Origin of the sequence: Nocardia sp. NPDC002869 (assembly GCF_046764065.1) — a bacterium.
GTDB classification, from domain to species: domain Bacteria; phylum Actinomycetota; class Actinomycetes; order Mycobacteriales; family Mycobacteriaceae; genus Nocardia; species Nocardia rhamnosiphila.
The window spans coordinates 1-17,217 of sequence record NZ_JBKOOL010000122.1 but is presented as its reverse complement, the minus strand read 5'-3'; the positions used below and the strand labels follow the sequence as shown (position 1 = coordinate 17,217).

The 17,217-nt window shown below is 68.5% G+C and carries 18 protein-coding genes and 2 pseudogenes; 10 read left to right on the top strand and 10 right to left on the bottom strand.

What is annotated here, in order from left to right; genetic code table 11:
- Positions 1-262: pseudogene (locus ACLML9_RS20750) on the bottom strand (hypothetical protein); the annotation flags it as partial.
- A 264-nt stretch (positions 263-526) separates the two neighbouring features.
- Between ACLML9_RS20750 and ACLML9_RS20745 the strand changes: the two are divergent.
- The gene (locus ACLML9_RS20745) at positions 527-946 is read left to right on the top strand and encodes a hypothetical protein (protein ID WP_411947096.1); all 420 of its coding nucleotides are present in this window, start codon (positions 527-529) and stop codon (positions 944-946) included.
- A gap of 120 nt (positions 947-1,066) precedes the next feature.
- On the opposite strand, the gene ACLML9_RS20740 is transcribed toward ACLML9_RS20745, so the two are convergent.
- Positions 1,067-1,240, bottom strand: a complete 174-nt coding sequence (locus ACLML9_RS20740; RefSeq protein ID WP_411947094.1) for a hypothetical protein — start codon at positions 1,238-1,240, stop codon at positions 1,067-1,069.
- 352 nt (positions 1,241-1,592) lie between these two features.
- Here ACLML9_RS20740 and ACLML9_RS20735 point away from each other — a divergent pair, with 352 nt between their 5' ends.
- From ACLML9_RS20735 to ACLML9_RS20715, 5 genes are all read left to right on the top strand, one after another.
- Complete coding sequence (locus ACLML9_RS20735) at positions 1,593-2,642, top strand: ABC transporter substrate-binding protein (protein WP_411947093.1); 1,050 nt, start codon at positions 1,593-1,595, stop codon at positions 2,640-2,642.
- 77 nt (positions 2,643-2,719) lie between these two features.
- A complete protein-coding gene (locus tag ACLML9_RS20730; protein ID WP_411947092.1) occupies positions 2,720-3,709 on the top strand; it encodes a FecCD family ABC transporter permease in 990 nt (329 codons plus the stop codon).
- A complete protein-coding gene (locus ACLML9_RS20725) occupies positions 3,706-4,491 on the top strand; it encodes an ABC transporter ATP-binding protein (RefSeq protein ID WP_411947091.1) in 786 nt (261 codons plus the stop codon). The genes ACLML9_RS20730 and ACLML9_RS20725 overlap by 4 nt, the downstream gene beginning before the upstream one ends.
- A gap of 19 nt (positions 4,492-4,510) precedes the next feature.
- A complete protein-coding gene (locus tag ACLML9_RS20720) occupies positions 4,511-5,809 on the top strand; it encodes an MFS transporter (RefSeq protein WP_411947090.1) in 1,299 nt (432 codons plus the stop codon).
- A 337-nt stretch (positions 5,810-6,146) separates the two neighbouring features.
- Positions 6,147-6,389, top strand: a complete 243-nt coding sequence (locus tag ACLML9_RS20715) for a CsbD family protein (protein ID WP_411947095.1) — start codon at positions 6,147-6,149, stop codon at positions 6,387-6,389.
- 216 nt (positions 6,390-6,605) lie between these two features.
- Here ACLML9_RS20715 and ACLML9_RS20710 read toward each other — a convergent pair whose 3' ends face one another.
- From ACLML9_RS20710 to ACLML9_RS20700, 3 genes are all read right to left on the bottom strand, one after another.
- On the bottom strand, positions 6,606-7,487 hold the full coding sequence (locus ACLML9_RS20710) for an alpha/beta hydrolase family esterase (protein WP_411947089.1): 882 nt from the start codon (positions 7,485-7,487) through the stop codon (positions 6,606-6,608).
- 107 nt (positions 7,488-7,594) lie between these two features.
- The gene (locus tag ACLML9_RS20705; protein WP_357059805.1) at positions 7,595-7,798 is read right to left on the bottom strand and encodes a hypothetical protein; all 204 of its coding nucleotides are present in this window, start codon (positions 7,796-7,798) and stop codon (positions 7,595-7,597) included.
- Positions 7,799-7,921: 123 nt separating this feature from the next.
- Positions 7,922-8,050 carry a hypothetical protein gene (locus ACLML9_RS20700; RefSeq protein ID WP_411947088.1) on the bottom strand — a complete coding sequence of 43 codons (129 nt, stop codon included), beginning with the start codon at positions 8,048-8,050 and terminating at the stop codon, positions 7,922-7,924.
- Between the two features lie 298 nt (positions 8,051-8,348).
- Here ACLML9_RS20700 and ACLML9_RS20695 point away from each other — a divergent pair, with 298 nt between their 5' ends.
- Positions 8,349-9,884, top strand: coding sequence for an MFS transporter (locus ACLML9_RS20695; protein ID WP_411947087.1), 1,536 nt, complete (start codon positions 8,349-8,351; stop codon positions 9,882-9,884).
- Positions 9,871-10,449, top strand: a complete 579-nt coding sequence (locus tag ACLML9_RS20690) for a TetR/AcrR family transcriptional regulator (RefSeq protein ID WP_411947086.1) — start codon at positions 9,871-9,873, stop codon at positions 10,447-10,449. The genes ACLML9_RS20695 and ACLML9_RS20690 overlap by 14 nt, the downstream gene beginning before the upstream one ends.
- Before the next feature lie 184 nt (positions 10,450-10,633).
- On the opposite strand, the gene ACLML9_RS20685 is transcribed toward ACLML9_RS20690, so the two are convergent.
- Entirely contained in the window at positions 10,634-10,825 is a 192-nt protein-coding gene (locus ACLML9_RS20685; RefSeq protein ID WP_355237571.1) for a DUF3072 domain-containing protein, read from the bottom strand.
- A 225-nt stretch (positions 10,826-11,050) separates the two neighbouring features.
- Between ACLML9_RS20685 and ACLML9_RS20680 the strand changes: the two genes are divergently transcribed.
- Positions 11,051-12,211 (top strand): hypothetical protein, encoded by a 1,161-nt coding sequence (locus tag ACLML9_RS20680; RefSeq protein ID WP_411947085.1) that lies wholly within the window; start codon positions 11,051-11,053, stop codon positions 12,209-12,211.
- 50 nt (positions 12,212-12,261) lie between these two features.
- On the opposite strand, the pseudogene ACLML9_RS20675 reads toward ACLML9_RS20680, so the two are convergent.
- Positions 12,262-12,711, bottom strand: a pseudogene (locus tag ACLML9_RS20675) (AMP-binding enzyme); the annotation flags it as partial.
- A 207-nt stretch (positions 12,712-12,918) separates the two neighbouring features.
- Here ACLML9_RS20675 and ACLML9_RS20670 point away from each other — a divergent pair.
- Positions 12,919-13,530 (top strand): DUF4126 domain-containing protein, encoded by a 612-nt coding sequence (locus ACLML9_RS20670; protein ID WP_411947084.1) that lies wholly within the window; start codon positions 12,919-12,921, stop codon positions 13,528-13,530.
- Positions 13,531-13,686: 156 nt separating this feature from the next.
- Here the strand turns inward: ACLML9_RS20670 and ACLML9_RS20665 are convergent, their stop codons facing one another.
- From ACLML9_RS20665 to ACLML9_RS20655, 3 genes are all read right to left on the bottom strand, one after another.
- Complete coding sequence (locus tag ACLML9_RS20665; RefSeq protein WP_411947083.1) at positions 13,687-15,066, bottom strand: diguanylate cyclase domain-containing protein; 1,380 nt, start codon at positions 15,064-15,066, stop codon at positions 13,687-13,689.
- A 72-nt stretch (positions 15,067-15,138) separates the two neighbouring features.
- Positions 15,139-16,086: a terpene synthase family protein gene (locus ACLML9_RS20660; RefSeq protein ID WP_411947082.1), complete on the bottom strand. Its 948-nt coding sequence runs from the start codon at positions 16,084-16,086 to the stop codon at positions 15,139-15,141.
- 320 nt (positions 16,087-16,406) lie between these two features.
- A complete protein-coding gene (locus ACLML9_RS20655) occupies positions 16,407-16,769 on the bottom strand; it encodes a hypothetical protein (protein WP_411947081.1) in 363 nt (120 codons plus the stop codon).
- Positions 16,770-17,217: the final 448 nt, after the last annotated feature.

Sequence of the window (17,217 nt, the reverse complement as noted above, 5' to 3'; positions counted from 1 at the left end):
GGCCGCGGGCCGGATCGGTTTCGGCGGCCCCGGGAGCGGTCGCGGCCGGGCGGCCGTCGCGTACGGCTTCGCCGATGGCACGGCGCTCCCCGGATCCGCAGACCGGACGACCCGGACCAGGGAAGCCGCCACACGAGATCGGACCGATCACGCGCCCCGCACTGCGGAAAGGTGACCAGGCCGAGTAGCCGGCGTTGTTGACGACCACGTCGACCCGCCCGAATTCGGCGACAGCGAATTCGACGGCGGCCGCGGCATACACCGTGTCCGCCGGCGGCCTCGCACGTCACCTGCCTGTCCGGTCGGGCAGGACGCCGCCGGGCACCACGGCCGGGGCAGCGATGGCCGCCGTGCCGGAAACCTGTGCACGGGGTGTCGTGGCTGCCGCCTTCCGCACCATCCTCGTGTGGCCGAAGGTAACGAGGCGCACCGTCCCGCCGATTGCCTTTCCGAGGTGCCGACACAGGCACACTCACCCTCCGGGACAACGGTTTTCGGAACATTGCTGCAAGGAGATCGATTCACGATGACACAACTTCACGGCTCGCCCCGAGCGATTCGCTTCGCCATCGGCGCGGCCGCCCTCGGAATCATCGCGGGTGCGACGACCCTGGCAGCACCACCGGCCTCGGCCACGGTCACCGGCATCGGCATCGCGCCCTCGTTCACTCTCGGCACCCACCGCTACGGAACGACCTGCACCTACACCGTGCGGGTGACGGTCGACGACAACACCAAACCGGTGTACTTCTTCGAGGAGGGCCAGGGCCCCACCGGCTTCGCCCAGGCGATGCCCTCCGGCGGCGAGACACAGGCGACCTGGATACCGTCCAGGCCGGGTATCGGCTATATCTATGCCGTCCAGCCGGACGCGTGGCCGGAGACCCGGCAGGTGGTCGACGTCGGTACCGGCATCAATTTCGGTTCCGCTTGCGTCGCGCTCTGAATCGCGCCCGCAGTAGCCGCGTGCTGAACACCTGGTCCGGCCGGTGCCGCCACCCGCACAGGTGTGGATGCCCCGGCCGAAGGCGATGTGCTCGCGGGCGTTGCGCGACCGACCCGGAATTCATCGGGGTTCCGGTACCCCGTAGTCGTGCACATTCAGCCGGGAGAACTCGGCCATCCGCTCGTGCACGGCGTCGGCGAGATCGATCAGCAGGTCGCGACGACGCTCTGCTCGAGACCGGCGGCTACGACGCGATGCAGGTGCGGGAGGTGGCCCGGGCCGCGAGGAACTCATCCTGGCCGCCTCACCAGCCTGGTGTACGGACTCCTGGGACGCGTCGCCGGCGGCGAAATCGAGGTGACCGCAATCGTTCCCGCAGTCGACCGCGCCATCTACCGGACGACCATCGGCTACGAGGCCGACCGCGGATAGCGACAGCGTCCGGCACATGACCAGCACCGAAGGCTCGGTGCCCCACGCCATAAGTCGGCTCGTATGGCCCTGACCGGCGGGTATACCGCACTACTAAGGTTAGGTTTACTTGTGCTAGCGTGCATCTGCTCCCTCGACACAGGTTGTGCATGTCGGCCCACCGTGATCGCTCGAGGCGACACCTGTACCCGACAGACAGAAAGCTGTGGCGAACGTGAAGATTTCTGTGGGCCGGATCGGCCTCGTAGCCGTCACCGCCGTACTGGCGAGCACCCTCGTCGCCTGCGGGCACTCCGAGCAGGTCGACGACGCCGGCGCCGTCACCACCGGAGAGGGCAGTACCACCTACCCCCTGGTTCTCGACAACTGCGGCAAAACGGTCACCGTCGACGCGGCGCCGCAGCGGGTTGTCTCGCTGGATCAGGGATCGACCGAGATCCTGCTGTCGCTCGGTCTCGGCGACCGCGTGGTGGGAACCGCATCGTGGACGGATCCCGTTCGCGAGAATCTGGCGGCGGCGAACGAAGCGGTTCCCCGGCTCGCCGACAACGCCCCGACCTACGAGGTCGTCCTGGGTGCCGATCCCGACTTCGTCACCGCGTCGTTCGGCCGGCACTTCAAGCAGGGTGGCGTCGCGGAGCGCACCCGGTTCGCCGAGACCGGGATCGAATCGTATCTGTCTCCGACCGACTGCGAGAAAGGCGTGAGCATCAATGGTGGCGGGAAGCGCACCACGCCGCTGACGATGGACGCGCTGTACCAGGAAATCGGTGAGCTCGCCGCCATCTTCGATGTGAACGAGCGGGGCGCGCAGCTCATCGACGAGCTGCGGCGCCGCGAGACCACGGCGCTCGCCGGTATCGAGAAGTCGAACGTGTCGATCGGGTTCTGGTTCGCCGATACGAAGAGCCCGTACGTGGCCGGCGGTCTGGGTTCGGCGAACCTGCTCGCCACCACGGTCGGTGCCACCAACGTGTTCGCGGACCTGACCGACGACTGGCCCGCCGTCGGCTGGGAGACCGTGGTGGAACGCAACCCGGACGTCCTCGTCCTCGGCGACCTCCTGCGCAACCGCTTCCCCGGAGATCTGCTCGCCGACAAGATCGCCTTCCTCGAATCCGACCCCGTGACGCGGAACCTCGACGCCGTGCGCAACAAGCGGTACATCGCGCTGCACGGTGCGGAGATGAACCCGTCCATCCGCGCCGTCGACGGACTCGAAAAAGTAGCCGCCGGCCTTCGCGACCTGCAGGTGCCCAACTGACCGCCACCCGCGACCGCGCCGATACCGCCGCCCCCGGACCGATTCGGGGGCGGCAGTGGGTCGTCGGGTCGCTGATCGTGGTCGGCGGGGTCGTCGCGCTCACCTTGTCTGTTCTCGTCGCGGTCACCCTGGGCCCGGCGGAGATCTCGTCGGTGAATGTCCGTGACATCCTGGCCGATCATCTCGGTCTCGCCGACATTCCGGTGCGGCCCGCGAAGAACGCGATCGTGTGGGAGGAACGGCTGCCGCGTGCGCTGGCGGCTGCCGCGTGCGGCGCCGGGCTCGGAATCTGCGGCGCGATCATGCAGTCGCTGCTGCGCAACCCGCTCGCGGACCCGTTCGTCCTGGGCATCTCGTCGGGCGCGTCGACCGGTGCCGTGATCGTGGGGGTCCTCGGCGTCGGCGGCACCGCGCTCGGTCTGTCCGGCGGGGCGTTCATCGGGGCACTGGTCGCGTTCGGGCTGGTACTGCTGCTCGCCCGCCTCGCCGGCGGCAGCAACGACCGCGTCATCCTCGCGGGGGTGGCCAGTACGCAGCTGTTCTCGGCGCTGACCTCGTTCGTCATCTTCGCGTTCGCGGACTCCGACGAGACCCGCGGTGTGATGTTCTGGCTGCTCGGATCACTCGAAGGCGTCCGCTGGGACGATGTCAGGCTGTGCGCGGTGGTGGTGCTCCTCGGGACTGCGGTGTGCCTGTACTTCGCGCACGCCCTGGATGCGTTCGCCTTCGGTGACGATGTCGCGGCATCGCTCGGCATCTCGGTCGGGAAGATCCGGCTCATGCTCCTGGTGGTCACCGCGGTCCTCACCGCGACCCTGGTCAGCGTCGCCGGTGCGATCGGTTTCGTCGGGCTCGTGCTCCCGCACGCGGCGCGGTTCCTGCTGGGGCCGCGACACAGCCGGTTGATTCCCGCGACGGCCTTGCTGGGGGCGGTCTTCATGGTGTGGGTGGACGCCGTCTCCCGCGTCGCCTTCGCGCCCACCCCGCTGCCGGTGGGCGTCGGCACCGCGCTGGTCGGTGTGCCCGCGTTCATCGTCATCCTGTCGCGCCGGAGGAGGAAACAGTGACTTTGCACGCGGCTGCCGTCACCTGGAACCGCGGCGGTGCGCTGGTCGTCGACGGAGTCACTGTGACGATGGCGCCGGGCGAGACCCTGGGCCTGCTCGGCCCGAACGGGTCCGGGAAATCGTCACTGCTGCACCTGCTCAACGGTGTCGTGCGCCCGACCGCGGGCGTCGTGACCCTCGACGGCGACGACCTGTCCACCCTCCGCCGTAAGGAGGTCGCGCGCGCGGTGGCCGTCGTGAGCCAGCACGCCGACACCGACCTCGACATCACGGTCGGCGACGTGGTGCGCCTGGGACGCATCCCGCACCGCACAACTTTCGGCGGCAACCCGGCCGCCGACGAGGCCGCGGTGACGGCCGCGCTCGAGCACACCGGCCTCACCTCGAAAGCGAACCGGCTCTGGCACCGGCTCTCCGGCGGGGAGAAACAACGCGTCCAGATCGCCCGTGCCCTGGCCCAGGAGCCGCGGGAGCTCCTGCTGGACGAGCCGACCAATCACCTGGACATCCATCACCAGCTGGAGTTGCTGGCGCTCGTCACCCGGCTGCCTGTCACCAGCGTGATAGCCCTGCACGACCTCAATCTCGCCGCCATGTTCTGCGATACGGTGATCGTCTTGAAGGAGGGCCGGGTCGTGGCCGGCGGAAAGCCCGCCGAGGTTTTGACCTCCGACCTGATCGCCCAGGTGTACAACGTCCGTGCCGAAGTCATCGTCGACGAGTCGAAGGGGCGGCTGTCGATCCTGTTCGAACCGGGTCCGGTTGCCGTCGCCGCGCGCTGACGACCGGCAGGCCTCGGCGGTGGCGGATACGACAGCACGGACCCGCCGGCCGCGTGGCCCCCGGTGGTCGCTGCTGACCGGCCTGGCGGCTGCGACCCCGACGGTCCGGCTGCTCGTCCTGACGCAACTCGCGTTCAATATCGGATTTTTCATGGTGCTGCCGTACCTGTCGGTGCACTTGACGGAGGATCTCGGTCTGCGGGCGGCGTTCGTCGGCGTGGTACTCGGGCTCCGCACCTTCTCCCAGCAGGGCCTGTTCTTCATCGGCGGTTCGCTCGCGGACCGGTGGGGCGTGAAGCCGGTGGTCCTCGCCGGATGTGTGTGCCGGATCCTCGGCTTCGCCGGGTTGGCCTTCGCCGGGTCGGTGCCCGGGATCGTGGTGGCGACCATCCTGACCGGGTTCGCCGGCGCGCTGTTCTCGCCGGCTGTCGAGTCCGCCCTCGCCACCGCCGCGGGGAGCGCCGAGAACGGTGGCGGGTCCCGGACGGATGCCTTCGCACTGTTCGCGGTATGCGGTCAGATCGGCGCGTTCGCCGGCCCGCTGCTCGGATCGTTGCTGCTGGCGGTCGACTTCTCCGTCGCGTGCCTGGTCGCGGCAGGTCTCTTCGGCGCGATCCTGGTCGTCCATCTGTGCCGGCTTCCCGCACACCCCGGAGCCCACGCCACCGACGGGTGGCTCGACGGCTGGCGGGAAGTGGTCGCGAACAGGACCTTCCTCCTCTTCGCCGTGGCGATGAGCTCCCAGCTGGTGGCCTACAACCAGCTGTATCTGCTGTTGCCCCTGGAGATCGAACGCGCGTGGGGTTCGCAGGCCCCGCTGGGCTGGTATTTCGCTCTGGCGTCGGTATTCGTCGTCCTCGCCCAACTACCCATCACGCGACGGGTGCGCACCGCCACCGCACTGCCCGCGGGTCTGACCGTGATGGCCGCCGCATTCGTCGTGATGGCTCTCCTCGCGCCGGCGCAACTCCATGGTCTGCCCGCGCTGGTCCCCGCCGCCGCGTTCGCCCTGCTCCTGGCCCTCGGACAGATGATCACCATGCCCGTCGCCCGAGATCTGGTGCCGCGTCTCGCCGCCGAGCGCCGCCTCGGGTCGTATTACGGGCTCCTCGCCTCCATCGGCGGACTCGGTGTACTGGTCGGCTCGGTGATCATCGGAGCCCTGGTCGACGCGATGCCGGCCGCCACCGGCTGGGGACTCGCCGCGCCGTGGTGCGCGGTCGCCCTGGCTCTCCTCGGGAGCGCTCTGTTCCTGATACTGCAGCTGCGCTCACGTAGCGCCGGCTCAGAGGCCGCGGCTATCGAGTCAGCAGAGTGATGCCGGCGGCGGCGAAGCCGAGCCACTGCTGCCACGGCGGCAGGAAACCGGTCTCGGCCGGCGGCGATACCGAATCCCAGCAGCAACCACATGGCGGGCGCCGCCCGAACATGTCGATATCACGCACGGGGACAGTGCCGAGGCGTACTACGCGCACCCCGGCCTGTACCGGGTCGTCGCCGAGTACATTGCCCCGCCGGACGAGAGTCCCGGAAAGCCACTATTGGGTACATTCCTGCCACGGCGTCGCGGCCGCGCCGAAATCCACCGATTGAAGCCGCGACCGCCGGGTATGTCGCAGATATCCACCAAAACCGAACAGTCGGAGGTAGATATCGTGGCCGAGAAGCAGACTGGCCCCCGGGAAGGACTGGAAGGCGTCGTCGAAGGCGTGAAGGGCAAGGCCAAGGAAGTCGGCGGCACGCTCCTCGACAACACGGACCTACGCGACGAGGGCATCGCCCAGCAGGACAAGGCCGAAGCGCAGCGTGAGGTCGCGGAGAAGGAAGCCGAAGCCGAGAAGGCACGCTCCGAAGCCGACGTACAGGAAGCACGGCAGCGGTCACATCAGGGGCGTTAGCACCGATACCGCCGGCGGTGCCCGAGCGCCGTCCACACGGCGCCCGGCCACCGAACATTCGACGGCGGCCGTCCGGAGTAGTCCGGGCGGCCGCCGTTGTCCTGTCGTCGCGGCGATGAAGGGAATCCACCGATCCCGCTGTGTGCCGGTTGGCGGCCGATCCGACCGACGACGAAGGCGCCCGGATCGCCGACTCGCTTCCTCCCGGCCGAGCGGCTACGGATGCGGGTGAGCCGAGAACAGCTGCCACATCCGGTTGAGCACTTCGGTGCGTCGGGTACCCGTCGGCCAGGTATGGCTGCCGCCGTTGTAGACACGCCACAGGACCTGGGTACCGGACGCGCAGTCCCAGCGCTTCGAATCCTTGATATCGGTCCCGCCGTCGGGTTGCTCGTTCCGGCAGGGACGATCTTCCCAACTCCAGTACACGACATGGCTGTAGGCGATGGGCTTGAGCACAGTGGTGTCGTTCGCCGACGCGAACACGCCCCACGAAACCGCCCGCGCCGGGTCGCAGCCCGTCGGCGGGGGCGCGGGCGCGTAGACCGCGCCCGACGCGAAGAGACCCGGGTCGGTGCAGGCGACGCGGGATGCCATCTGCCCACCGTTGGAATGACCCGAGAGATGGATACGTGTCGAGTCGACACAGTATTTCGCGCGCACGTCGCCCACCACCTTCTTGATATGGGTGATGTCGTAGGCGCCCGCACCCGCGTCCCAGCCCCAGCCCGGGCTCTCCGGTTTGCTACCGCGCGGATAGACCACGATGGCCTTCTGCTGGTCGGCGATCGCATTCCAGCCCGATGCGGTGGCGATATTCTCCGGGGTGCTGTAGCCACCGTGGACGACGACCACGAGCGGTGCCCCGGCGGCGGAGATCCCGGTGGGTACGTGCACCAGATAGTACCGGCCGTCGAAGCCGTCGACCTTCAGGTTGCCACCGGTCGGGGTGGTGGAACAGGCGGCGGCCGCGCCGCCCGGATCTTCGGGGAACTCTTCGTCGGCAGCGGCAAAACCTGCTGCGGATACCATGAGCGACAGGGCCGTACAGGACGCGCCGAAGAGCACGCCCAGGCGTTTGGAAAGGGAGGACGCCACGGAAACTCCTTGTGTGCGAATGTACTTCCTGCTCGCACACTACTCAGGAGGCCATGGATCCGCCCCGGAATCGGCCGGTTCGAGCCCGGCCGGACCTTCTCAGCGGCTCAGCGACGAACGCGCCGCCAGCTCCAGGATCGGCCTCCGGCCCCGGCACGCGCACCCGTACCGAACCCCGCGAGGTGCAGGGCGATCAGCAATAGCCCCAGGGTAACCAGGGTGCCACCGGTGATGGAGTCACCGAGGTCGGCATCCGTCAGATCGAAAAGGAGCGCGAGACCGAATGCGACGGCGGCGGCAATGGCGAGCATGAGAACCTCCTGATGTTCCACCGGAATCGACAACATCCGAGCGGGTTCGCCGAGTTCCTATATCGCACATACCCGCAAAACGCCCCGGCACACGGTGGGTGCCGAAATCACTCGGCCCGCCTGCTATGCGGTGGGCTCGTCCACTCCGAAACGGGCGGCCAGGTCGTCCCGCTGCCGCCGGAGGAATTCCGCGTCCACCACCGCTCCGTGTCCGGGCACGTACACCGCGTCCGCGCCACCCAGCTCGAGCAACCGGTCGAGCGCGGCGGGCCACCGCGATCCGACGGCGTCGGGACCGGCCTGCGGCGCGAGTCATCCCCCACGATCAACCCGGCCGTGCAGTCCCATACCGGCAACCGGCATCGGCCCACACCCTCGGCGAGCCGCTCCCACCCCAGCGCTTCCCACGTCACCGTCATACCGAAACGGTAGCGGTCGACCCGCCGCGGAGAACGCGACGAGGGGCACGGCCCCCGAGTGTGATCGAGCGCTCGGCAAAAAGTCCATTCAGTTTCTATAACATTCCATATGGACTGTTAATATGGGAGGAATGAGCGAAACAGTGGAAACCGCGCCCGGCCGGGCGGGCCGCCGGGAATGGGCGGCGCTGGCCGCGCTGGTCAGCGTGGTGCTGTTGCTCGCCATCGACGGAACCGTGCTCTATCTCGCGGTACCGGCGTTGACCGCCGATATCCGGCCGAGTGCCACACAGCTCCTGTGGATCGGCGATATCTACGGATTCGTGCTGGCCGGGCTGCTCATCACCATGGGCAATCTCGCCGACCGGATCGGGCGCAAACGTCTGCTGCTGATCGGCGCGGGCGCGTTCGGCGCCGCCTCCGTCCTCGCCGCACTGGCGCCCAACGCCGAAACCCTCATTGCCGCGCGGGCGCTGCTCGGGGTGGCCGGGGCGACGCTGATGCCCTCGACCCTGTCCATCGTGCGTGCCGTGTTCACCGATCCGCGGCAGCGGACGACGGCGATCGCCGTATGGTCGGCCGGCGCCACCGCCGGCGCGGCGGCCGGGCCGCTGATCGGCGGCCTGCTGCTCGAGCATTTCTGGTGGGGTTCGGTGTTCCTCATCAATGTGCCGGTCATGGCCGTCGTCCTGGTGGCGGGCGCGCTCCTGTTACCGGAATCCCGCGGCGCCGGCGCACATGCGGTGGACTGGCTGTCCTCGGTGCTGTCCATCGTCGCCATCGTGCCGCTGGTCTACGCGGTGAAACACTGGGCCGGAACCGGGCTCGACCCGACGGTTGCGGTAGCGGCGCTGATCGGGGTGGCCGGTGGCCTGCTCTTCCTGCGCCGACAGTCGCGGCTGACCCTTCCGCTGGTCGATATCTCACTGTTCCGGATGCCCACGTTCAGCGGTGCCGTGCTCTCCACCGCACTGTCGATCTTCGCGTTCCTCGGGCTGCTGTTCTTCTTCTCCCAGTACCTGCAACTCGTCCGCGGGTACGGCCCGCTGCAGGCCGGGCTGGCCGAACTGCCGACGACGCTGGCTTCCCTGGCCGTGATCGCCGTGGTCGGCATACTGGTGGCCCGGTTCGGGGCCGGGCGGACGATCGGCGGCGCGTTGCTGGTGGCCGCCGTCGGTCTCGCCGGGATCGGCTGGGCGGCCACCTCGTCCGGTTTCTGGGCTCTCGGTATCGCGCTGGCGGTCCTGGGTCTCGGTGTCGGCGTGGCCATGACGCTGTCGACGGACGCGGTGGTCACCGCGGTGCCGAAGGAGCGGGCGGGCGCCGCCTCGTCCATCGCCGAGACCGCTTACGAAATGGGCGGCGCACTGGGTATCGCGGTACTGGGTTCGATCCAGCTGGCGCAATACCGCGCGAACCTGGAGCTCGGACCCGGCACCGATCCGGGTGCGGCCGCCGCGGCCCGGGACTCACTCGCGGGCGCGGCGGGGGTCGCGGGCGATTCCGATATCTTCACCCGTGCGGCCCACGCCTTCACCACCGCGCTGCAGTCCACGTCGTATCTCGCGGCGGCCCTGCTCGTGGTCGCGGGGGTGCTGGCCTGGCGCGTCATCCCGTCGCACCGGCCCGCCGCGGACAAGGAGCAGGGGCAGCATGAGCCGGTCTGACCAGGGCCTCACCCGGGACAAGGAACGCACCCGGCTGGCCGTGCTGGAGGCCGCGGAACGGATGTTCGCCGAACGCGGCGGCCGGGTGAGCCTCAGTGATATCGCCGCGGCCGCCGGCGTCACGAAAGGCGGCCTCATGCACCACTTCCCGAACCGGGACGCATTGCTGGCCGGGGTCACCGGACATCTGATCGCGAAAGTGTGGGCCGAGATACACGAGTGCATCGACCTGTCCGAGAACCGGCCCGGGAAGTTCACTCGCGGCTACGTCCGCGCACTGACCAGCGGTAGCGAATCGGTCGCGCGGGCGTTCAGCCCGACCGGACTGGTCGTGACTCTGGGTACGGTCTCCGGCCTCGAGGGACTCTTTGCCGACGACGCGCGGCGGCTGGACGAGGCGTTCGCCGCCGACGGTCTCGCACCCGGCACGACGTCGGTGATCCGCTTCGCGGCCGAGGGGCTGGCCACCGCGGTCAACAGTCCCTATCTCACCGCCGACCGCCTCGAATCGGCACGCACCGAACTGCTGGCCATGACCGAGACCGCGGCACCGGACAACGGGTGAGCCCGCCGCGCGCGTAGCACCCGCGCAAGGTTCATCAGGACGATCGGGGGGCCGAGGCGGTACCAGCGCAGCGTAGGGGCACCCCGGCCCCTCGGCCGTCCGAGCGCGGCACAGCGGTTGTAACGTACCCGGGTATGACTGATCCGCGGGCCGCTGAGCGCGGCGGCGGGCCGGCACTGCGCGATCAGATCCCGCGGCCGGTGCGCTGCTGGAGTTCGTCGATCAGCTGTGACGCCTGCGCCTTCGTCAGCCCCTCCGGCACCTGTTGCCCGGCTTCCTGCGCCAAGGTGTGCAGGTAGGACTCCTGCGGGCCGGTCATCGGTTCGTCACCGGTGGTCCACTGGTCCCGGTCCTTTTCCGGCTGCTGCTGCACCATTACCGCTCCTCTCCACGGCAGAACGAGTGTTCGAAACCCGCGTACCCGGATCGACCGCCTTCAACCAGACCTCCACAGCGGCCCGTCCGCGATCGGACGGCGGCGGCCACGGCCGGCCCGGGGCACCGGCACTGGGAACATCGCCGGTCACCACGGCGGCCGTTCCGGTAGTGTCCGCGCTTCCTGTCGTTGCCCGAACCGCCGAATGTGAGGTTGCTCTTCCAGATGACGAATACCGACGACGACCGGGCACGGCGCGAATTCGCCTTGCAGGTGTTCGGGCATATGCGCGCGGCAGGTATCACCGATGTCTCCTACGACACCGACGAATTCGCCGTCCGCTACGACGGCGGCGACGCTGTTCTGCATCTCGCGAACCTCTTCACGGAGACGCGCGACCGATCGCCGGAGGAAACGCGGGAGTGGCTGGCCCGCATCGTGCCCGCGCTGGTGACGCCCGCGGCCCCACCCGAGAGCTGGGAGGAGGTACGCCCGCTGTTGCGGCCGGTCCTGCGGCCGTCGACCTACGCGCTGGAGGACGAGGGTTCGCGGATACGGCGCCCGCTCTTCCCGTTCGTGGACGAGTTGCTGGCCATCGACTACCCGGATGTCATCGGTTTCCCCGACGAGACGAAGCTCGCCGAATGGGGCGTGACGGCGGACGAAGCGTTGACGGTGGCCCGGGAGAACCTCGCCGCGGTGGTGCCGGTGGCGGAACTACCCGGCGACGGCATCGTGAGGATAGCGGTCGACGAGGCCGACTACCTGTCGTCGTGGATCCTGGTGCCGGATTGGCTGCTCGTCTCGACGACGAACTTCGAGTATCCGCCGGTCGCGTTCATCCCGGATCAGCAGAGCCTGCTGATCGTTCCCGGCGATCCGGAGTTGCTGTCCGCGGCCTTCGAAGCGGTCGAACAGGAATACCGAGAGGCGGCACGGCCGCTCTCGCCCCAGGGGTACACCCTCGACGAATCCGGCCTGGTGATTCCCCTGGACCGGGTGACCACCGCGAACGACGCCGAAGTCGCCCGGGCCCGCGCGGTGCTGGCCGGGGCGGAATACCACGCCCAGCAGCAATGGCTCGAGGAGCGCTATAGCGACGACCTGGAGGCGATCTACGTGAGCAGCCTGATGGTGGCCGAACGCGAGGACGGTATCCATACCGTCACGGTCTGGGGCGAGGGTGTCGACGCCGCCCTGCCGGTGGCCGATCTGCTCGCATTCGCCACCGACGACGAACGGACCATCATGGTGCCGTTCGACACCGCCGTCGATCTCAGCGGAATCACCCCGATGCCCGGTATCCACCCGCCGCGCTTCCGCACCTGCGGATGGCCCGAACCCGCGGTGTTCGAGCGTCTCACGGAGGCCGCGGTCGCGTTCTGACAGCGGCGAAACGACGGCGGTGGCCGCGGGATCGGCCCGGCGGCATCGGCTTACTCGGCCCCGAGTTCGGACCGGATCACGTTCTTCAGTACCTTGCCGACTTTCGAACGCGGTAGATCCGGCCAGATCTCCACCTGCTTGGGCGCTTTGACGCTGCCGATACGCTGCTCGAGGAACGAGATCAGTTCGTCGGTGGTCACCGTGTGCCCCGGACGCAGGCGCACCACCGCGGTGACCCGTTCACCCCATTTCTCGTCGGGCAGGCCCACCACCGCGCTCTCGGCCACCGCGGCGTGCGCGAGGACGGCCTGCTCGACTTCGGCGGAGTAGACATTGAATTCACCGGTGATGATCATGTCCTTGGCGCGGTCGACGACGCAAAGGAAATTGTCCTCGTCCAGATAACCGATATCGCCGGTATGGTGCCGGCCGTATGCGCTGACTTCCGCAGTCGCCGCGGGGTTCTCGTGGTAACTGCCCATCACCAGCGGGCCCCGCACCCCGATCCCTGCACCGGCTGGCCGGGCGTACCGACGGCACCGGAACCGTTCGCGATCAGCTGGATTCGGTATTCGACCTGCTCGGCGCCCCGCAGTAGCGAAGCGGGACGGCGCCCAGCACGCTGCTACATCAGCGCGAGCATGTCCTCGATCCATCGACTGTAGAGCCGCGGATGCCCGCCCGCTCGGGCACTTACACTCGCCATCATGAGTAGCTGGGTACTTCCCGCATTCCTGGGGCTGGGACTCGCGGCCGCCTGCGGGTTCCGCGCTTTCCTGCCGTTGCTGGTACTCAGCGCTGCCGCGCATTTCGGTGTGCTCGGCATGGATCTCAACGAGTCCTTCGCCTGGATCGGCTCGACCGGGGCGCTGCTCGCGTTGTCGGTCGCGGCCGCTGCCGAGATCCTGGGCGATCTCATCCCGTTCGTGGACAACGCTTTGTCGCTCCTCGGCAATGTCAGCGGCCCGATCGCGGGAGCGATAGCCGCCGGGTCGGTGTTCGAGGCGGCGGATCCGGCCACCGCGGCGATCGCGGGAATCATTGTCGGCGCCCCCACCGCACTCACCTTCAGCGCGACCCAGACCGGGGTCCGCGCGGCCAGTACCGCCACGACGGGCGGCATCGCGAATCCGGTGGTGTCGGTCGTCGAGGATGTGCTGGCCTTCGTCCTGGTCGCCCTGGCGATCGTGCTGCCGATCCTGGTACCGATCGTGCTGGGCGCGTTGCTGTTCATCGCCCGGCGTGCGGTGCGCAGATTCCGCCGCCGGAAACCGGCGGTCCCGCGGCCGGTCGTGACACCGTCCTCGCGAACGAGCTAGATCCGGGCTCCGCAACGAAATCCTGCACGCCGACGCGGGCAGGCATACCGGGGTGCCATGGTTCGAGGCCGAGAGCGCGCAGGAGTCCTTCCTCCGCTTTCCCGGACGGGCCGCGACACCACGAGTCCGACGCGGCCCGACGATCGGCGACCGAGGTCAGGAGTCGGAATCCGGCAGGTCCTCGGTGGGGATGTACCGGTTGAGTTGATCCGGATCGAGGTAGGGCTCGGCCTCGGTGACCACGCCGTCGGCGAGCATATGCAGTACCCATTGCGCCTTACCGTTGTTCTTGGCGCGGTACAGACCCGTATCGGCGGCGTCGATCAGGGCTTCGGCCTGGCCGCTCTGCACAGTGGTCAGCACGGCCCCGATACTGGCCGAAACCTGCACCCGGTGGCTGTTCGTGGTCACCGGATCGGTCAGGGCGCCCAGCAGACTGTCCGCCACCCGGCCCATCTTCCAGGCGTCGACCGGCGGCGGCACCAGCGCGACGAATTCGTCACCCCCGATCCGCGCCACCAGGCAGTCCATATCCTGCACACTCGTGTGCAGGCGGTCGGCGACCGCGGTGAGTACCCGGTCGCCGGTGCCGTGGCCGTATCGGTCGTTGATGTGTTTGAAGCGGTCCAGGTCCACGAAGCACAAACCGATCTGTTCGTGACCCCCCGCCTCGTTCATCACGGTGTCGAGCCGCTCCAGCAACTGACGCCGGTTGGGTAGGCCGGTCAGTGGGTCGTGCCGGGCCTGCCGGTGTAGCTCCTGGCGCATGCGGTGCTGTTCGGTGACGTCTTCGCCCACCGCCAGCAGGTAGTTCGGATGGCCCGCCGCACCCTCGACGAAGGTGATGGAGAAGGAGGCCCACCCGTAGCTGCCGTCGACACGGCCGATCTGCTGTTCCAGTTTCACCGTGCCCCCGCGCTTGGGCACCAGCTTTTCGTAGACAAGTCTACGAATACGCTCCCGGTCCTCGGGGTGGGCGAATTCGTAGACCGAGATACCGCGGAGTTCGTCGACCGGGACGCCGATCATATCGGCGAGTTTCTGGTTGGCGTCGAGCAGAATACCGTTGGTGTCGCCAACGGCGATGGCCACTGCCGCGTTCTCGAACACCACCCGGTACCGCGCCTCCGACTGCCGGGTCGGCTCGACCTGTTCGGCGTGGTGGGCGGCGAACCGCTGCTGCCGGTGTGCTCCGTACCCCTCGCCCAATTTGGTGAGGAGTATCGACATCCGCGTCACGGTGGCCGGGTCGGCATCCGGCTCGACGAGACCCCACAGGATCGGCGCCGAAACGGCCGGCACATCGTCGACACCCACCTCCACGGTGGCCAGGGCCGCGCCGACTCTGGCCCCCGCGGTGGCGTCGAACTGGGACGAGGTGAGGGCTTTCGCCAGATCATCGACCAGCCAGTGCAGGAACTGCTCGGCGGCCGGGTCGGCCGGGGCGGAGTCGCCGGGCGCCCGCAGCGCCCGAGACCACGAGCGGACCAGTTCATCGTGCCCCGACCCGTCCATCACACCCCTTCGTTCATCCACTGCCCGACACCACCGCAGCTACATATCACCCCGGCCGGGCATCACCACCCCGACTGAGGCCATCCTTCCCTATCAGGCCGCATCGTTGCTACTCGGCCGGAGGTTGTTCTCGGCAAATATGCCGACACCCTTGTACCGGGTCGTCATCAGTTGCCACACCCAGGTGGCCTGGACACAGCCGTCCAGATCGGCGAGATGGGTCCGGACCGGACCCGCCAGGCCACTGTCGATACCGGGTTCGGCGCAGCGCGCCGTGAGCGCGGCGTGCAACCCGCGGAACTCGATGAGCCGGTCGCGGACCACGCCGGCGGCGGCGTGCACGGCATCGGCCAGCGTCGCCTGCGGGTCGTTCAGGAAGCACACCGGTATCAGATTGAAATCGGAGCGGTCGACTATGCACTCCTTCTCGAAGGAGAACATATCGTTCATCAGCGCACCGATCTCCGCCGTCACCACCTCTAATCGGCGCACATCGTCCGCGAGCCCCGCGGCAGCCAATCGCTCCCGGTCCAGGTAGCTGTCCCGCCCGAATTCGCACAGGGCGATGGCCGGGAACATACCCGACACCTGGGCCCGGAGATCGATGTATTCGTCCGTGGTCAGCAGGTCACGGCGGGACCGGGCGTTCTGGTCCCGGATCGCGGTGCGCAGATGCTCGACGGTCGACTCCAGGAACAGATCGAGCCACCGCTGATCCGCGTCCTGAGTGTGCAGCCGGGAGAGGAACTCGACCGTCGCCACTTCGATCGGCGCGGCATCCTCCGGCGCGGTTCGGGTTTCGAGCAGGCGGCACAGCCGGCCGAGTTCGGTTCGCGCCCGGTGTTGTTCACCTCGGGACAGATGCCCGAACTTCTCCCGGCCCACAGTGTCGTTGAGCCAGAACAGGATCGCGTTGAACAGGCCGATGGTGGTCAGCCGGTCCGCACTGATCGGGCCGGGATGTAGATACGGCGTCATACTGTTGTAGTGCGCGCCGCCCGGCTCCAGCCAGATGCCCTGGGCGCGGCAATATTCCTCCACCTCCGCGCAGGATTGCGCGCCGAATCGACTCGGCCTGAACTCCCTGCTGTACTCTGCGATATCGCAGTCGGGCGTGCTGAACAGTTCCTGTAACGACCAGGGCCTGCCCGCGTGAACCCGAGCGTCCCGTTGCGCGCGCATTTCCGCGATTCTCCGCTCGAGCGCCGATGTGTATCGAGAAGCCACGACGACTCTCCTCCCGCATGATCCAAACCCTTCAAGCTTGGTACACAGCGGCGGTCGTGTCACCCCATCGGTCTTCCCGCACACAGGATCCCGCACAGCGCGGCCCCGCCGGGACGCGGGAGCCGGCCCCTCCGTCAGCCGCGATAGACCTCGACATAGGCGTTGGTCGCCACCGCGACGACGCCGGGACCCATTCCCGTACAGCCCGTGGTGACGCGCCGGCCCGCCGGGGTGAAGGGATAGCTGATCGCCGCGTAGGGGCCGACGGCGTACAGCGGGAACGGACCACTGGCGTAGAGGCCGACACAATCGACGTGCAGGACGTAGTGGCTGCCTCCGTCCGGACCGCAGGTCGCCGACGCGCCGAACAGGTCTCGTTCGACGACGCAATCCTGCGGCGCCGCCGCCGCGGTGCCGGAACCGACGACCGCGACGAAGGCCAGGCCCGAAACACCGGCGGCCGCAACGCGTGCGGCGGTAAGGATCTTCTGTTTCACGAGGACTCCTTTCGGAGAGAGCTTCGGCCGGGAGCGGCTCCACGTTACTGCGGCGGGCAGCCGGTCCACTGTGCCGTGGGGCCGGGCGGCCTGTCGGGCGGCCGCTTTCAGCTCGGGGCGGCGGGACCGGACGGCCGGCCACCCGGGTTGCCACCGTGCTCGGCGCTCGCACCGGATGCCGTCACCTGTACCGGATGGCTCTCACCCGAACTCACCGCCGGTTTCGCCCGCCTGGCCCGCCGCTACGCCGATGCGGCGAACAGCGGATCCGGCACACGCCTGAGAAAGTGTTGGGGAACCCGGCGGTGTAAGGGCGTGTCGCTCATGCTATTCGGGGTGTTGGGTCGATGATATCGGCTGGTGTGCCCGTGTTCGTGTAAGCCTGCCTATGACTCGTCGTTGACCGATGACCAGTGGGTGGTGATCGAACCGCTGCTACCGGCCGCCC